This window comes from Agromyces bracchium (genome assembly GCF_009709675.1).
GTDB lineage: Bacteria > Actinomycetota > Actinomycetes > Actinomycetales > Microbacteriaceae > Agromyces > Agromyces bracchium.
Genome location: NZ_WMLB01000046.1, coordinates 1 through 15,303, shown reverse-complemented (window position 1 = coordinate 15,303; position 15,303 = coordinate 1). Strand labels below are relative to the sequence as shown.

Here is a 15,303-nt window from a genome sequence, read left to right as displayed (position 1 = left end):
ATGAACACGAGACCCATCCCGACTAGGACCCTCGGCGTCGTCGCATACGGAGCCAACGACCTTCGGATCACGGATATCGCAGTGCGAGACCCCGCAGCGGACGAGGCAGTCATCAAGATCGCCTACGGCGGTGTGTGCGGCTCCGACCTCCACTACTGGACGCACGGCGCAGCCGGCGAGTCAGTGCTGCGGGAACCGATGGTGCTGGGACACGAAGTGTCGGGGACCGTGTTGGTGCCAGCGGCGGACGGTTCTGGACCGCGCACGGGCGACCCCGTCACCGTACATCCCGCCACACCGGGTAATGACGGTCGCACACACTACCCCGCCGACCGACCGAATCTCTCCCCCGCTGGTACGTATTTGGGGTCTGCCGCGCGTGTTCCGCACTGTGATGGTGCATTCGCCCGCCTAGTGACGATGCCCACGAGGATGCTGCGCCTGCTTCCGACGAACTTCGACCTCCGAACGGCCGCGCTGATCGAGCCCGCCTCGGTCGCCTGGCACGCGGTGTCCCGAGCGGGCGACGTTCGCGGCAAAAGGGCACTCGTCATCGGCGCAGGACCTATCGGAGCCTTGATCGTGGCAGCCCTGCGAAGCGCCGGCGCAGGCGAGATCATCGCCGTCGACCTCCACCAGCACGCCCTCGACGTGGCGACCAAACTGGGGGCGACGCGAACGTTGCGCGCAGATCAGGCGGATGCCATCGCCGAGGCTCAGGCTGATGTCGCACTCGAATCGAGCGGGAGCCACCGTGGGCTCGCCAGCGCGATTCGGGGAGCGGCGCGCGGCGGACGTATCGTCATGGTCGGTCTGCTGCCGAGCGGGGATCAGCCTGTTCCCATGTCGCTTGCAATCACCCGTGAGCTTGAACTCGTGGGATCTTTCCGGTTCAACGATGAGATTGATGAAGTGATCGCCGCACTGGGTGCGGGACGACTCGACATCGACGCGGTGATCACGCACGAGTTCGACGTAGAGGAGACCCTCACTGCGTTCGAGACGGCACGGGACGCGTCGACGTCGTCCAAGGTTCTGCTCCGCTTCTGATTTGCGATGACTGCTGTCGACGACGGTTGAATTCTGGTCGTTTGCGGCGGTCACTGGAAACCACCCCGCCGCTACTGTTCAGTTTTCAAACGTCGCCGACAACCGCGCGCGCGACGAGCACGCGGTCATCGTTGCGTGGGCAACAGGGATGTCGCATTCCGTGCGGATACGACTTAGCGATGCATCCGCGCTTGAAGGAAGTCCCAGCCGCGCAGCGCGATATCCAGCACCGTCCGCGTCTCGGGGTCATCGAGCGAACGCCCGAGGAGAGAATCGATCCGTTCAAGACGGTAATACAACGTGCGGCGCTGCACGAAGAGCTCCTCCGAGGTCCTCGCCTTGTTGCCGCCGGCAGCAAGGTACGCACGCAGTGTCGGCAGAAGCGGGTTGGTCGCGGTTGTATCGTGCCGCAGCACTTCACCCAACTCGTCGTCGACATAGCGCTGCAACTCGCCACTCTCGTCCAACGACACTAAGAGTCTGAGCATGCCCAGGCGATCGAACGGCACGACCGCAGACCAGTGCGGCGTGCCCGCGACAGTCGCTGCCGTGCGTGCTTGTCGGATCGCCGGCGTCAACTGATCCGGGGAGCAGAGTCGGCTGACCCCGCCGCACATGCCTGCACGGGCGATTTCAGCAGCGAGATCGGCCGCGGAAAGGTGGGGCGCCAGTCCGACGACGGCGACGCACTTGTCATCCAACGGCGCCTGGACGGATGGGAGTTGGTGGATGCGGAGAGTCTCCCCTAGCAGTTCTTCCGGCGCGCCTGCCGCCCCGGTTCGATGGGCAACGACGACAACCAGCGGACAATCTCTCAGGTCTTGGCCGATTCGCAACGCACGTTCCACGAACTGCGGCCCGGTGAGATCACCCGCCATCAGGCGGACAACAAGCGATTTCTGACGCTGGGTCCGCCGCGCGCCTTGGTCGCCGCTGAGAAGTGTGATCGCGATCACTTCTGCCGTGCGTGCGAGCGCGAGCGCGAACGCATCGCTCGCCTCACCTCCAGTGAGCATGACGTGGAGCCACCCCCAGACCTCACCGCGAAGGTCCACGGACCGCCGCGTGCACACAGACCGTGTGCGCCCAATGCCGAGGAGCGCACCGGGCGAGCCGCCGTAGTGATGGTGGCGTTGGCTTGCATGAGACATCCAGTCTCGAACGAGGTTGTCGAGTTCGGTCGTTCCGCCCGCGTACGCGACGACTTCGTGCACGGCGTTCTCGAGGATCACCGGACAACCCAGGTGATGAGCAAGGGTTTCCGCGACTGACACCGGGCTCGCGCCAGTCATCAGTAGTCGGATGAAATCGTCGTTGAGTTTGCCTAACGCGACCAGTTCTGCGGACGTCAGTTCAGCGATCGCACGACCGAGCTGTGCGGGCATATCCACCGGGACCGGGCCAGTGACACCAACAAGTGGAAACTCCAGCCGCTCCGCGGCTTCGATCAGTTCGGGTGTCACTTCGGGGCTGCTTTGTGCACCGAGCCTCAGCACGAGCGCAGCCGCTCCAGACTCGAATACATGCTCAAGCTGCCTCAATTGCTCGGCCGAGGTACGCCCCAACCCGAGCTCGGACGTGATCACCAAGTCGCCCCGGCTGAGATCTGCGATCTCCTCGCACGACTCGACCAAGATCGCTCGCCGGACGGGCTCACGGAGCCTGTGTTCGCCGGCGAATACCTGCACCGCCGCGTCCTGAAACACCTTATGCCGAAGGGACGCTTCGATCGAGAGCACCATGTCAACTCACCGCCGCCACCGTGAGCTCAGGTCACGTCGGGCGGCTTGCAGTAGTTGCGCGCGCGGCCCAGTTTCCAGACAGATTCGACGAAGGTCGTCCGCCACCGGGGTATACGCGGGCGCGGCGAAAGTGCCGACACCGTCGCGTGATAGAGGTGAATGTTGGCGATCATGGGTACGTCCTCCGTTCTGAGGTTGGTGCTGGCTGTGCTGTGCTGTGCTGGACGGCCACTTGACCGAGTCCCGCGAAACCTGAGCGCGCCGAGGCTTCCTGCGGGTCGGCCGAACGTCCGAGGTGGTCCACCACCACCTCGGACGCCTGCCTTTGCGCCGCCCGCGTTCGCTGGCGGCGGGCGTACTCAGTCGAACTTGCCGTCGACCGTCGCGACCGGGTTGTCTGGCAGCGCGGCAGTGTCAATGACGACGCCGTCCTTGATGACCTTGTTGAGCTTCGCGACGTTGGCCACGTCGGCGAGCGGGTCTGCGTCCAGGAGGATGATGTCTGCGATCTTCCCCGACTCGACGGTGCCCAGCTTGTCGTCGACGCCGTAGGCGATGGCGACGTCACGGGTGCCGCCGCGGAGCGCCTGGGCCGGGGTGAAACCGGTCTCCACCATGGCGGTGAGCCAGTAGACCGAGCCTCGGCCGAGGTCCCAAGGACGGTCCGTGAGCTCTTCGGGCGTGAAGTCAGCCATGCGGTCGATGCTGCTCTCGCATGCGTCGGTCGCGAGGCAGAGGTTCGCGCCGGCCTGGATCATGCGCTCCAGGTTGTCGCGGTGCGCTCCACCGCCGTATCGCGCCCAGCCGTGGCCGATGGCCTCGAGGCCGTGCTGGAAGCGGTTCGTGACCGGCTGGGGAGCACCCCAACCCTTGAACGCGGCGACCTTCTCGATGAGCGAGTCCGGCATGCGCACCTGCTGCGAGACGTTGTGATGCACCATGACGTCGGCCCCGAGGTCGATGACGGTGTCCAGGCTCTCGATCGAGGACGTGTGGGTGACGAGCTTGAGGCCCGCGCCCTGCACGATCGAGAAGATGCGTTCGAGCACGCGGTGCGAGAACTGCAGGTAGGCGGTCGAGTTCTGGAAGCTGGAGACGAGGTGGTCGGTGACGAACACCTTGGCGATGTCGATGTCGGTCTCGACGTGCCGCTGCACACGGTCGGCCACATCCTCGATGTCCATCAGCAGCAGCTCGCCGCCGAGGCCCGGCCACTCCCAGAGCGAGTCAAGGCGGTCGGCGAACCGCTTGGTGGCGCGGGTGCGTCCATCGACCATGAAGTCGCGAGTGAACGGACCGCTCTGGCCGATGATCGCGCCGGCGGCGTAGATGCGCGAGCCGACGACCTCGCCCTTGTTGATCGCGTCACGCGCGCCGATGATCGGCCGGTACGGGTCGCCGGTGTCGAAGACCGTGGTGGTTCCGTACTTGAGCGACAGCTGAGCTGCTTCCTCGCAGAGCTCCTTCAGCCGCCCCTCGTAGCGAGCGAGGTACTCGATGCCGCCGAAGTTGTTCGTCAGCGACAGCCCGTCGAGCAGGTGCACGTTTGCGTCCAACAGGCCGGGCATGGCGTACTGGCCGCGACCGTCAATCACAGTGGCAGCCTCGAAGGGCACGGCCGGCGACTGCTCGATGCGAGCGAACTTTCCGTCCTCGATCAGGATCGACGTGTTCTCGAACGGAGCCGAGTCGGTCCCGTCGATAAGGGTGATCCCATTGATCGCAATCGATCCGTCCTTCACCACTTGGTTCTCCTTATTGGGTTCGTGAGCTGATGAGTAAGCATCTTGGCTACCCACACTCAGACTAGGAAGCCGCGCACCATAGAACAACGGCCAGACTTCTTGTCACATCCATCACGTTTGCTTATGTCGCTGCGGCCAGCGGCAGAAGGGCACCCGGTCGCGTCATACGGGCACTAGGTGATCGGCTCGACCGGGGCGTTTCAGCGCGGGCGCCGCTCCTCCCAGGCAACGCTCGCGGTAGGTTCAGGCCACAACCGAACCTCTAACACGGAGAATCTGGATCGACGCCGAACGACGCTACGTTCAGGAGTGGCGCGTCAGCGCTCGAGGAAGCTCTGAACGTCCTCCGGTTCGACGAGAATCTCGGCCGTGCCGTGGGGGGTGTCCTGATACGCGCACAAGGCGTCCCAGGCGAGCCGCACGAGTTCACGGGTCGCCGGCGACAGCACCTGGCCGCGGCGCTTCACAAAGGCCAGGGTGTCGAACATCGGCTCCTCGAAGGACGCCGTATAGAGATCGTCGGGCATGATCGTCGACTTCGTCGCCGCCCGGCAGACGATCGAGTCCCCGAAGCCTTCTTCTACGAGCGAGAGGGCGGTGGTCAAGTACTCCACCTCCACGACGGGGTCGATGCGCTCGCCGACGAGTTGGGCGCGGTCATTCAACTGACGGCGCGCGGGGTCTGTCGTTGCATAGTGCGCGTCATAGAGCACGAGCGGACCTGCGGCGAAGGCGCCGATGGAGATCCGGCGGCGCGCCCGACTTCCGTCCGATGTCACGAAGACGACCTCATCGCGAGCGATCGGCAGAACGTCCATTCCGGTATCGTCGATCGGCAGCGTAACAAGGCCGGCCTCCAAAACGCCGTTGGCGATGTTACTCGCGGTCTCCGCGCTGTTCTGACCGACAAGACGCACCCGCACATTCGGGTAGCGCGTCCGAAACCGCTTTGCAAGGTCGGCGTTGAGGTAGAAGTCTGCATTGCGCAGCAACCCGAACGTGGCGGTGCCGCCGCCCAACTCGACCTGCAGGCGCACCGCTTGCGCACCGAGTGCAGCGGAGGCAACCGCCTGCTCAGCGTGCGGGAGCAGCTGCTCGCCTGCCGATGTCAAGTTGAGCGTGCGGCTGCCCCGCACGAACAGCTTCGCACCGAGTTCTCCTTCAAGACGTCGGATGAGATCCGAGATCGCAGGTTGACTCATCCCCAACTCTTCAGCGGCAGCAGTGAAGGTACCGCAGGTCGCCGCGGCGAGAAACGCCTGGAGCTGCATTAGAGTCACACGAAGAATTCTACGGTCGTCTCCATCGGTTACGCCGCGGCCAAGCAGCAGCCTCACCAGCGCTCACCCAGATCCACTCGAGTGTTCGATTGCTCCCGCCGCCATCGGACTAGGAGCGCTTGGCCCACTCCAGGCCTTGTTTCGTCAGGCGACGAACGTCGGGGCTGTCCAGATCAGCTGGCGTGTGACCGATGGAATGGTAGAACACCCGCCCGTCACCCCAGTTCTTGACCCATGCGACGGGTGAGGTATGCCCCTCGATCCACGGCAGGTGCTCCCCGCTGAACGTCGTCTCAGCGAGCACGGTGTTGTTGGGATTGACGTGCATGTAGTACTGCTCGGACGCAACCTTGAAGTCGTTGACGCCAGCTGTGACAGGGTGCTCACGGTTGATGATGCGCACGTCGTACGGCTGCGGGTAAGCCTCGCCGGCCGGGTGCTCGATGAAGTCGCCGCCAAGCAGCATCCGATAGGGAAGGCTCGCTCGGAACGCCGCGCCCGCGCCGTGCCAACCTGCGAGGCCGCTGCCCCGCGCGACCGCGCGCAGTAGGGCGGCTTCCTGAGCGTCAGTGAGGTCCTCGGTCGTGAGGGCGTTGTTCCACCCGATGACGATGAGGTCGAACCCGGTCAGATCGCGGTCGAGCGTGAAGATGTCACTCGAGCGCTCGACCTCGTATCCAAGCTCCGCGTACAACTCGTCGGCCCAGGCTGAGATCGCAGAGGGAGTGTGGCCAGGCCATCCACCGAAGAGGGAGAGAACTGTGGTCATGAAGTGGTCCTTTCGGCAACCAGACGACGGGTGGATTCGACGATCTTGGGCGCCACACGGAGCGTGTTCGCCGCGATCGTCAGCGCAGGGTTCAGCGCAGCGGACGAGGGGAAGAATGAGCCGTCGATCACCCAGAGGTTGGCCACCTCGTGCGCGCGGCAGTCGCGGTCAAGCACACTCCTCTTGGGATCAGTCCCCGCCACGGCGGTCCCACACTGATGGGAGTTGGTCGCGATCTGCATCCGCTCGGTGAGGATGATCGGATAGCCGGCCCGACGGACCGCGCGGGAGACCTCCCGCACGAGTTCCTCGTGCGGTGCCAGATTGTTGGGCTTCCAATCGATGACGATCGACTTTCCGTCAACACGAACGCGGTTGTTCGGGTCCGGCAGGTCCTCTGTAGTGAGGTACAGGTCCACCGTGCGGTCGGTGATCAGGTTCAGCAGGAACATGGGCACCCACGGCTTGACGCCCTTGACCATCGGACCGCGAAGTTTCCCCAGCATCTGGACGTTGCCCAGCGGGAACTTGTGGCCGCGCGTGGGGTTGTACCAGTCGTTGAGCCCGAGCGTCTTCTGCCATGATGTGAGGTTCTTGCGGAACGGGTTGAGTCCCATGAAGAACGTGCTGTTGTGAACCATGTAATTGCGGCCGACGAGTCCAGACCCGTTCGCAAGGCCGTCAGGATGAGCTGCCGATTTGGATCGGAGGAGGAGTACCGCTGTGTTCACGGCGCCGGCGCTCAGCACCACGGTGCGCGCGGTGATCGTGAGCTCATCGCCGTCACGCTCGACCCGCAGACCCGTCGCCCGCTCGCCTGACGCGTCCGTGAGCACTTCGGTGACGAGCGCACGCGTGAGGATCGAAACGTTCCCGGAAGCCAGTGCGGGCCGCAGCGCGCGCACTTCCGCGTCACCCTTGAGCCCCGCGGCAGAAGGAGCGCCATCCGAGATCGCCTCTTTGTCACGGTCCGCTTGCGTCACGAGGTTCATGGCGTTCGGCATGTGGAACGGGCGAAGCCCCTGCTTCGCGAACCCGTCCGCGAGGCGCTGAATCGCGGGCTCGTGTGGCAGAGCCGGTGCGGGGTACTCGGTCGAGTGCCGTGGCTCGGTTGGGTCCTCGCCGAGTGAACCCCTCACCTCGAAGAGGTCCTCGATTGCCGCATAGTGGGGCTCGAGTTCGTCGTACGTGAATGGCCAGGCCGGCGAGTTGCCGTCGTGGAGGGGTCGGTCGATGAAGTCCTCGGCGCGAAAGCGTGGAAGGCACGCGCCGTAGACCTTGGTGTTTCCGCCGACCCAGTAGTAGACGCCCGGCGCGAAGGGCTTGTTGTTGGAGCCGTCATACCAGTTCTCGGCGTTCTTGTACCGCTTCTTGGTGTAGACCTCGTCAACGTCGCCGCGCTGCCGCTCTTCGGGCATGAAGTCACCGCGCTCGACGACCAGAACCCGTAGGCCCGCATCGCGAAGCGCCCATGCCGCCGTGGAACCACCCATCCCCGACCCGACGATGACGATGTCGGTATCAAGGGTCGATGAGGTCGGTTCGACCGCGGCCGCCAGGTAGTCAGGCGATTGTCCGGTTGGCATGCATCACTCCAGTTCACGTTGTCGGAACGCACCGCCACGTTCGGCACGTCCGCACTGCACCCAAGGTAGGCGGCTCGGTGTCATCGAACAACGGGGGGTTTTCTTGGAAACAACATAAGGAAGCGCTATTTCCCTCGGCGCTCGGAACAGTCATAGCGAAGTGCGATGGTTATGACAAGAATCCTGCCTGTTGTTCTATACCGACGCAGTTCCTAGTCTGTGATCGTATGCGGAGCGCCCACGCGCTCCCCAGCCGGTTCGCAGGCGCTCCGCCCTTCATGCACTGCAACGGAGTGACTGCGCAAGTCAAAGACACGAAGGAGAAGGAACTTGACCAACCTCACAGGTGGACAGGTCGTCGCTCGCGCACTGAAGGAGTACGGCGTCGAGTACGTCGCGGGCATCCCCGGTCACGGTATCTGGTCGCTCACCGATGCCTTCCTCGACGACGAGTCGAACATCCCCTTCCTCCACGTGTTCCACGAGCAGAGTGCTGTGCACATCGCAGACGGCTACTACCGTGTGACCGGACGGCCGATGGCGGCAGTCACTTCGATCGGCGCCGGCGCGAGCAACACGGTCATCGGCCTCGCAACCGCGTACACCGATTCCACGAGCGTCCTCGTGATTACCGGGGGACCGCCGACGCACATGCGCGGCCACGGCCTACTGCAGGAGCTCGAGCGTTACACGGCGAATGCCTTCCCGCGGGTCGCGGAGGCGGTGTCCAAGCGGCACTGGGAAGTGCACCGCGTCGAGGAGCTGCCCTTCGTGATGCAACGCGCGTTCAGTTCCATGCTGACCGGGCGCCCCGGCCCGGTTCATCTTGAGATCCCCATGGACGTTCAGGCTGAGTCGGCCGAGGTGAACATCCACGAGCTTGCCGCTCGCCTGCCGATCGGCACCGTTCGGCCGGACCCTGCAGCAATCGACATGGCGATCGCACTCCTGCGGACCGCACAGCGCCCTGTGATCGTCGTCGGCGGCGGAACCATCACGGGCGAGGCGACGGCAGAGGTGCTCGCGCTGGCCGAGAAGTACCAGATCCCCGTGGTGACAACGTGGAATGGAAAGAGCGCCTTCCCCGAGGACCACGAACTCTTTGCGGGCAGCGTCGGCCAGACCGGAACGCCTGTCGGCAACCAGATCGCTTCGTCGGCCGATGTGGTGATCGCGGTTGGGTGTCGTTTCACGGATTGGTCCGCGTCGAGCTACGCACAGGGCGTCAGCTTCTCGTTCCCGCCCGCCAAGCTGATCCATATCGACATCGACCCGCAGGAGATCGGCAAGAATTACCCTGCTGAGGTCGGCGTGCTGGCCAACGCGAAGGACGCCGTTCGCGAGATCGAGCGGGGACTGCCCGAGGCGGCACCCCGCACCGAATACCTTCAGGAGCTCGCCGAGGTCAAGGCGGAGTGGGAAGATAAGCTCGCCACTCGCCGAGACTCTGAGCGGTTCCCGTTCACCTCGCAGCGGCCCTTGGGAGCGCTCCGCGATGTGTTGCCGCGGGACGCGATCATCGTCGCCGGGTCGGGCAACACGCAGGGCGCGGTGAAGCAGACCTTCCCCGTCTACGAACCGCGTACCCACCTGACCTCCGGTGGGTTCTCCTCCATGGGATGGGCTATCCCCGCTGCGATCGGCGCGAAGCTGGGTGCACCGGACCGCATCGTCGTCTGTGTTCTCGGCGACGGTGACTTCCTGATGACTGCACAGGAGATCGGCCTCACGGTGATGCACGACATTCCGGTCGTGTTCATCGTGCAGAACAACGCGGGCTTCATGTCGATCAGGGGCGGTCAGCGCAAGCAGACGAGCCGGCACATCGGCACCGAGTTCAACCGTCCCGATGGAACGCCCTATACGCCGGACTTCAAGGCCCTCGGCGAATCGTTCGGCCTGGCCTCCTGGCGTGTCGAATCCGCGGAGGAACTTGAAAGCGTCCTCCGGGAGGCGATCGAGTCGGGCAAACCGGCACTTGTCGAAGTGCCCACGGATCGAGACGCATCCGGCCCGTGGGTTCCGGGTTGGTGGGACTTCCCGATCCCGACCTACATCGATGACGAGCGTCAGGACGAGTACCGCGAACTGCGGGCTCGCGAACAGCACCTCTGACCTCGAGTCTCCACGAGCGGCGGGGTGAGCGCACACGGTTGTTCCCGCCGGTACTCGGTGTGCCCAAGTGGCACTCACCCGTGATCGGCCGGCGGCCGAGCCGGAAGCAAGTACTTCAAGAGCACGAGCCATACAAAGGAAGCAATCCAATGACCCGGTATGTGAAAAGGGCAACCGCCTCAGGGCCCACCAGTGCCGTTTCGGCCGACGACGTCAAGTCGACTGTGACCTCAGTCATCGCTGACGTCCGCGCTCGAGGCGACCGAGCGGTTCGCGAGTACTCCGAGCGCTTCGACAACTGGGCGCCCTCGAGCCTGCGACTGTCTCGCGAGCAGATCGAGGCTTCGATCGCACGCGTGCCTCCGCAGACGCTCGCGGACATCAAGACGGTTCAGGACAAAGTCCGACGCTTCGCCCAGCTCCAGCGCGAGTCCCTGAACGGTTTCGAGGCGGAAGTCGAGCCCGGCGTCATCCTCGGCCAGAAGAACATCCCTGTCAACGCCGTCGGCGCCTACGTCCCTGGAGGTCGCTACCCTCTGCTGGCGTCCGCGCACATGACGATCGTCACCGCGAAAGTGGCGGGGGTGAAGCGCGTGGCTGCGGCTACCCCCGCCGCAGGAGGAGTCGTTCCCGACGCCTCGATCGCAGCGATGCACCTCGCCGGCGCCGACGAGATCTACCTGATGGGAGGCGTGCAGGCCATTGCGGCGCTCGCGCTCGGCACCGAAAGCATCGCTCCCGTCGACATGATCGTCGGTCCGGGCAACGCCTACGTGGCCGAAGCCAAGCGAGAACTCTACGGTGAGGTCGGCATCGACCTCTTCGCTGGGCCGACGGAAGTCCTCATCATTGCCGACGAGCACGCAGATCCGTTCCTCATTGCTGTCGACTTGCTCAGCCAGGCCGAGCATGGACCCGATTCGCCTGCGATACTCATCACCACCTCTGCGGAACTTGCCGAGCGGGTTCTCGTCGAGATCGACGAGCAGCTCCTCTCGCTTCCCACGCGCGCCATCGCCGGCGCTGCCTGGCGCGACTACGGTGAGGTGATCGTCGTCGACAACCTCAAGGACGCCTACGAACTCGGAGACCGGATCGCGAGCGAGCACGTCCAGGTGCTCACCGCGGACCCGCGGGACGCACTCCAAGAGATGACGAACTACGGCGCCCTCTTCCTCGGCGAGAACACCTGCGTCTCGTTCGGGGACAAGGTCATCGGCACCAACCATGTTCTCCCCACCAAGCTCGCGGCTCGGTACACGGGCGGCCTGTGGGTCGGCAAGTTCCTGAAGACGGTCACGTTCCAGGAAGTCACCTCCGCCGCGGCCTCCGCAAAGCTGGGTGAGCTTCTGGGGCGAGCCGCCCGTGCGGAGAACTTCGAGGGCCACGCGCGTTCCGGCGACCTGAGAGCGGCGAGACTGACCGGTGAGCGCCCGGCTTGGGCGCTGTCGCCAGTCTCCCGAAACTGAGAGCACTCGTCCGCTGAGCGGAGGATGACATGGCTATCAACCCGTCGATGCAGAACCATCGCAGCGACGCAGGTGCGGGGCGCCGGGGACAGTACGGGAATTGTAGACACGCAAGGGAGGGGATACTCACGCCGGCGACCGATGTGTTCTCGCGCAGTGGGCCGCCAAGTGGATCGCTGCGCGAATTGGCACGCCTCGCTCAGATGAGCGAGGCGGGTGTGCTCAGTCACTATGCGTCCAGGAACGCCCTGTTATTGGCCACGCTCGAACGTCGAGACGCCTGGCAAACCTCACGGCTCGACGAACTGAGTAGCGACCCGCGGACGCTGTCCCACCGTGCGACCAGCGTGACGGCGGAAGCAATAACGGATATCGGCATGACTCATCGGCGAGCGCCCACATGTTGCGCTCGCTTCCGCCTCCTGCCGCCGACGGCCCACGTTAGCGCGCGTTGCCCGAGCGAGAACTTGGAGACCCATTGATGTCCGCTGCGCACGACCGCGATCGCCTGCGCGCGTTGCCCGCCGTGAAGGCGGCCGCCAATCGGATCATTCCGCGCGACGACTGGCCCTCAGCCTGGGATGGTGGGCTTGAGGCCTATCTGATTCACACGCCCTCATCGGACCGTGACCTCGTCTGGGCTTGGCCGTCTCTGATCCACCTCGCGGGGGAGCTCGATCGCGCAGCCCGCGCGGTAGGAGGTTCTTGCTTCGCCGATGTGACCGTGGCTCAGAAGGACGAACTCCTCAAGCGCATCAGTGAGTCACCCGATACCAGCGAGGCGTTCGATGCGCTCCGCCGCGTCACCTTCGAGGGTTACTACGCGGCCTGCGGAGGACGCGAACCCGCGGGATTGGCGATGGTCGGGTATCGCGAGGTCCCGGACCACGTCCGAGAGTCAGATCCGGAGCGACTGAGCGACGTGTCGCTGGACGCCGTGCAGTCGCATTACGACGCAATCGTCGTCGGATCGGGGCCAGGCGGCGGCGTTGCCGCGGCAGTCCTGGCATCCGAGGGTAAGCGAGTCCTCGTCGTCGAGCGAGCACGAAATCTCAGTAATGCGCAGTTGCGCGGGGACCATCTGCACGGCAAGCGTAACGCCGTGTATTGGCCGGTCGTGGGCCCTGGGGCCGGGCACCCGCGTTCCGTGCGCACGGATGCAGGCGAGCTCACGCTCGACGGCGGAGACGACGCTTCACTGTACGGCCTCAATGCCTACGCGGTGGGCGGGGGAAGCCGAATCTGGCAAGGAATGGCGTGGAGGTTCTTTCCGGAGGACTTCCGAATGCGGTCTACGTACGGCAATCCCGAGGGCGCGAGTCTGGTCGACTGGCCGGTCACCTACGAGGACATGGAGCCCTACTACTCACGGGCTGAGTGGGAACTCGGCGTCGCTGGAGATGAGGGGACGTTGACGATGCGCACAGCGCGATCGGCCCGCTACCCCATGCCGGCGATGGGTAGCGACGCCTCCCGAGAGTTCCTGGCGTCGGCGGCAGACCGGCTCGGCTGGGGCTGGGGGCCGATCCCGCTCGCAATCAACTCCGTTCCGCACGATGGGCGTGGAGCGTGCGTTCGCTGCGCGCATTGTGTGGGAATCTCCTGTCCGGTGAACGCGAAGAACGGTTCCAACAACACGTTCCTCCCGCGCGCAATATCGACGGGTCTCTGTGACCTCTTGACCGACGCGGAAGCGGTCGAGATTCGCGACGGGGACCACGTGGCCGGAGTCGTCATCATGGCCAACACGCGCGGGGTCCCTGTAGAAGTACGCGTGACCGCCGACGTGGTGATTGTGTCCGCCGGAGCGATCGAGACACCTCGACTTCTATTGGCGAGCGGCATCGGCAATGAACATATGGGGCGTCATCTGCATGACCACCGGATCTCCTCGATCGTGGGCACGGCGCCCTTTCCAGTCAAGACCTACTCAGGGCCCGGACACTCGATCGCGACACTCGATCATGTGCACTCCGCAACTGTGCCATGGGGTGGTGGCGTGATCGCTGATATCTCGAACACGCTTCCCCTGACCTTCGCGGAACACCCGCCAGTCGGCATCCCCGAGTGGGGCATCGCTCACAAGCGGTGGATGCGTGGTGATCGTGCGAGGAGATTCGGTGTGGTCGCTATCGGGCAGGAGATTCCGGTGCCGACATCGCGCGTGACACTGGCGGGTGTAACGGATCGCTGGGGGCGTCCAGGGGCCGCGCTTCGCAAGGACGTGCACGAGGCGAGCCGACTAGTGGAGGTGGGACTTGGTCGCCAAGGCGAGATCTGGCTGCGCGCGGCGGGCACCACTGATCTCGAGCCGGCGGGGAGCCGCCCGATCACCTCAGCCGCGGGCGAGCACTCCGCTGGAACGGCGCGGATGGGAACATCGTCCCTCAATTCAGCAACCGATCCGGTCGGGAGGGTGTGGGGTACGAAGCGAGTCGTCGTGTGCGACTCGTCCCTCACGCCCACGAATGGATCGGTCAACCCGACCCTCACTATTGTCGCGAATGCGTTCCGAGTGGCGGAAGCACTTGTAGCCGAGTGGCCGCCCTGACCACTGCCACGCCGAATGTCGGCCGGATCTGAGGGTGCGGAGGGGCACGTCCACGCGAATCCCTGCTCCCCGATTCAGCCAGGCAGTTCCGCACACGATCCCACCGCCCAGATAGGAGCATCATGACCGCCGTGTGGCACGCACGATCATCCGTCCTGACCGCGCTGCGCACGCCGCGCATCCTGACGAAGGAAGTCCTTGCGGGTCTGGTCGTCGCGCTCGCACTCATCCCCGAGGCGATCTCGTTCTCGATCCTCGCCGGGGTCGACCCGCGCTACGGGCTGTTCTCGTCGTTCGTGATGGCCGTGTCGATCGCGTTCCTCGGCGGGCGGCCCGCCATGATCACGGCCGCGACCGGAGCGGTCGCCCTCGTCATCGCCCCGGTCGCCCGCGAGCACGGCATCGACTACTTCATCGCCACCGTCATCCTCGCCGGCGTCCTCCAGCTCGTGATGGGCGTGCTCGGCGTGGCCAGGCTCATGCGCTTCATCCCCCGCAGCGTCATGATCGGGTTCGTCAACGCGCTCGCGATCCTGATTTTCTCGGCGCAGATCCCTCACCTGCTCGGCGTGCCCTGGCTCGTCTACCCGCTCGTCGCCGCGGGCATCATCATCATGGTGCTCATGCCGCGCCTCACGAAGGCGGTCCCGGCCCCGCTCGTCGCCATCGTGCTCATCACGGTCGTCGTGGTCGTGAGCGCGATCAACGTGCCGACCGTCGGCGACGAGGGCGAACTGCCCGAGAGTCTGCCCGAGCTGTTCATCCCGAACGTGCCGCTTACGTGGGAGACATTCACCATCATCGCCCCGTACGCACTAGCGATGGCGCTCGTCGGCCTGCTCGAGTCGCTGATGACCGCGAAGCTCGTCGACGAGGTCACCGACACGCACTCCCGCAAGACCCGCGAGGCCCTCGGCCAGGGCGCGGCGAACGTGCTCTCCGGCCTGTTCGGCGGCATGGGCGGCTGCGCGATGATCGGCCAGACGATGATCAACG

Annotated in this window: 11 protein-coding genes; 5 read left to right on the top strand and 6 right to left on the bottom strand. The window is 64.9% G+C overall.

Annotation, left to right across the window (positions count from 1 at the left end; translation table 11 throughout):
- On the top strand, positions 1-1,050 hold the full coding sequence (locus GJ743_RS18725; protein ID WP_155053425.1) for an L-idonate 5-dehydrogenase: 1,050 nt from the start codon (positions 1-3) through the stop codon (positions 1,048-1,050).
- Positions 1,051-1,223: 173 nt separating this feature from the next.
- Here GJ743_RS18725 and GJ743_RS18720 read toward each other — a convergent pair whose 3' ends face one another.
- The 6 genes from GJ743_RS18720 to GJ743_RS18695 all read right to left on the bottom strand — a co-directional run bounded on the left by GJ743_RS18720 (position 1,224) and on the right by GJ743_RS18695 (position 8,172).
- Complete coding sequence (locus GJ743_RS18720) at positions 1,224-2,792, bottom strand: helix-turn-helix domain-containing protein (RefSeq protein WP_155053424.1); 1,569 nt, start codon at positions 2,790-2,792, stop codon at positions 1,224-1,226.
- Between the two features lie 26 nt (positions 2,793-2,818).
- Positions 2,819-2,965: a hypothetical protein gene (locus GJ743_RS18715; RefSeq protein WP_155053423.1), complete on the bottom strand. Its 147-nt coding sequence runs from the start codon at positions 2,963-2,965 to the stop codon at positions 2,819-2,821.
- Positions 2,966-3,151: 186 nt separating this feature from the next.
- On the bottom strand, positions 3,152-4,624 hold the full coding sequence (locus GJ743_RS18710) for an amidohydrolase family protein (protein ID WP_155053422.1): 1,473 nt from the start codon (positions 4,622-4,624) through the stop codon (positions 3,152-3,154).
- Between the two features lie 230 nt (positions 4,625-4,854).
- Positions 4,855-5,808 carry a LysR family transcriptional regulator gene (locus GJ743_RS18705; RefSeq protein ID WP_155053437.1) on the bottom strand — a complete coding sequence of 318 codons (954 nt, stop codon included), beginning with the start codon at positions 5,806-5,808 and terminating at the stop codon, positions 4,855-4,857.
- Positions 5,809-5,926: 118 nt separating this feature from the next.
- A complete protein-coding gene (locus GJ743_RS18700; protein WP_155053421.1) occupies positions 5,927-6,586 on the bottom strand; it encodes a ThuA domain-containing protein in 660 nt (219 codons plus the stop codon).
- A complete protein-coding gene (locus GJ743_RS18695; protein WP_155053420.1) occupies positions 6,583-8,172 on the bottom strand; it encodes a GMC oxidoreductase in 1,590 nt (529 codons plus the stop codon). The genes GJ743_RS18700 and GJ743_RS18695 overlap by 4 nt, the downstream gene beginning before the upstream one ends.
- Before the next feature lie 330 nt (positions 8,173-8,502).
- On the opposite strand from GJ743_RS18695, the gene GJ743_RS18690 reads away from it, so the two are divergent.
- The 4 genes from GJ743_RS18690 to GJ743_RS18670 all read left to right on the top strand — a co-directional run.
- Positions 8,503-10,287: a thiamine pyrophosphate-binding protein gene (locus tag GJ743_RS18690; RefSeq protein WP_155053419.1), complete on the top strand. Its 1,785-nt coding sequence runs from the start codon at positions 8,503-8,505 to the stop codon at positions 10,285-10,287.
- A 149-nt stretch (positions 10,288-10,436) separates the two neighbouring features.
- A complete protein-coding gene (gene hisD, locus GJ743_RS18685; RefSeq protein ID WP_155053418.1) occupies positions 10,437-11,756 on the top strand; it encodes a histidinol dehydrogenase in 1,320 nt (439 codons plus the stop codon).
- Between the two features lie 481 nt (positions 11,757-12,237).
- Positions 12,238-14,307, top strand: a complete 2,070-nt coding sequence (locus tag GJ743_RS18675) for a GMC family oxidoreductase N-terminal domain-containing protein (RefSeq protein WP_155053416.1) — start codon at positions 12,238-12,240, stop codon at positions 14,305-14,307.
- A gap of 122 nt (positions 14,308-14,429) precedes the next feature.
- Positions 14,430-15,303: SulP family inorganic anion transporter (locus GJ743_RS18670; protein WP_196217064.1), on the top strand; the 874-nt coding region annotated here is incomplete at its 3' end.

Bases quoted from the DNA above. Each gene is read 5' to 3' on its own strand.
- GJ743_RS18725 (WP_155053425.1), top strand. From the start codon at position 1: ATGAACACGAGACCCATCCCGACTAGGACCCTCGGCGTCGTCGCATAC.
- GJ743_RS18720 (WP_155053424.1), bottom strand. From the start codon at position 2,792: ATGGTGCTCTCGATCGAAGCGTCCCTTCGGCATAAGGTGTTTCAGGAC.
- GJ743_RS18715 (WP_155053423.1), bottom strand. From the start codon at position 2,965: ATGATCGCCAACATTCACCTCTATCACGCGACGGTGTCGGCACTTTCG.
- GJ743_RS18705 (WP_155053437.1), bottom strand. From the start codon at position 5,808: ATGCAGCTCCAGGCGTTTCTCGCCGCGGCGACCTGCGGTACCTTCACT.
- GJ743_RS18700 (WP_155053421.1), bottom strand. From the start codon at position 6,586: ATGACCACAGTTCTCTCCCTCTTCGGTGGATGGCCTGGCCACACTCCC.
- GJ743_RS18695 (WP_155053420.1), bottom strand. From the start codon at position 8,172: ATGCCAACCGGACAATCGCCTGACTACCTGGCGGCCGCGGTCGAACCG.
- hisD (WP_155053418.1), top strand. From the start codon at position 10,437: ATGACCCGGTATGTGAAAAGGGCAACCGCCTCAGGGCCCACCAGTGCC.
- GJ743_RS18675 (WP_155053416.1), top strand. From the start codon at position 12,238: ATGTCCGCTGCGCACGACCGCGATCGCCTGCGCGCGTTGCCCGCCGTG.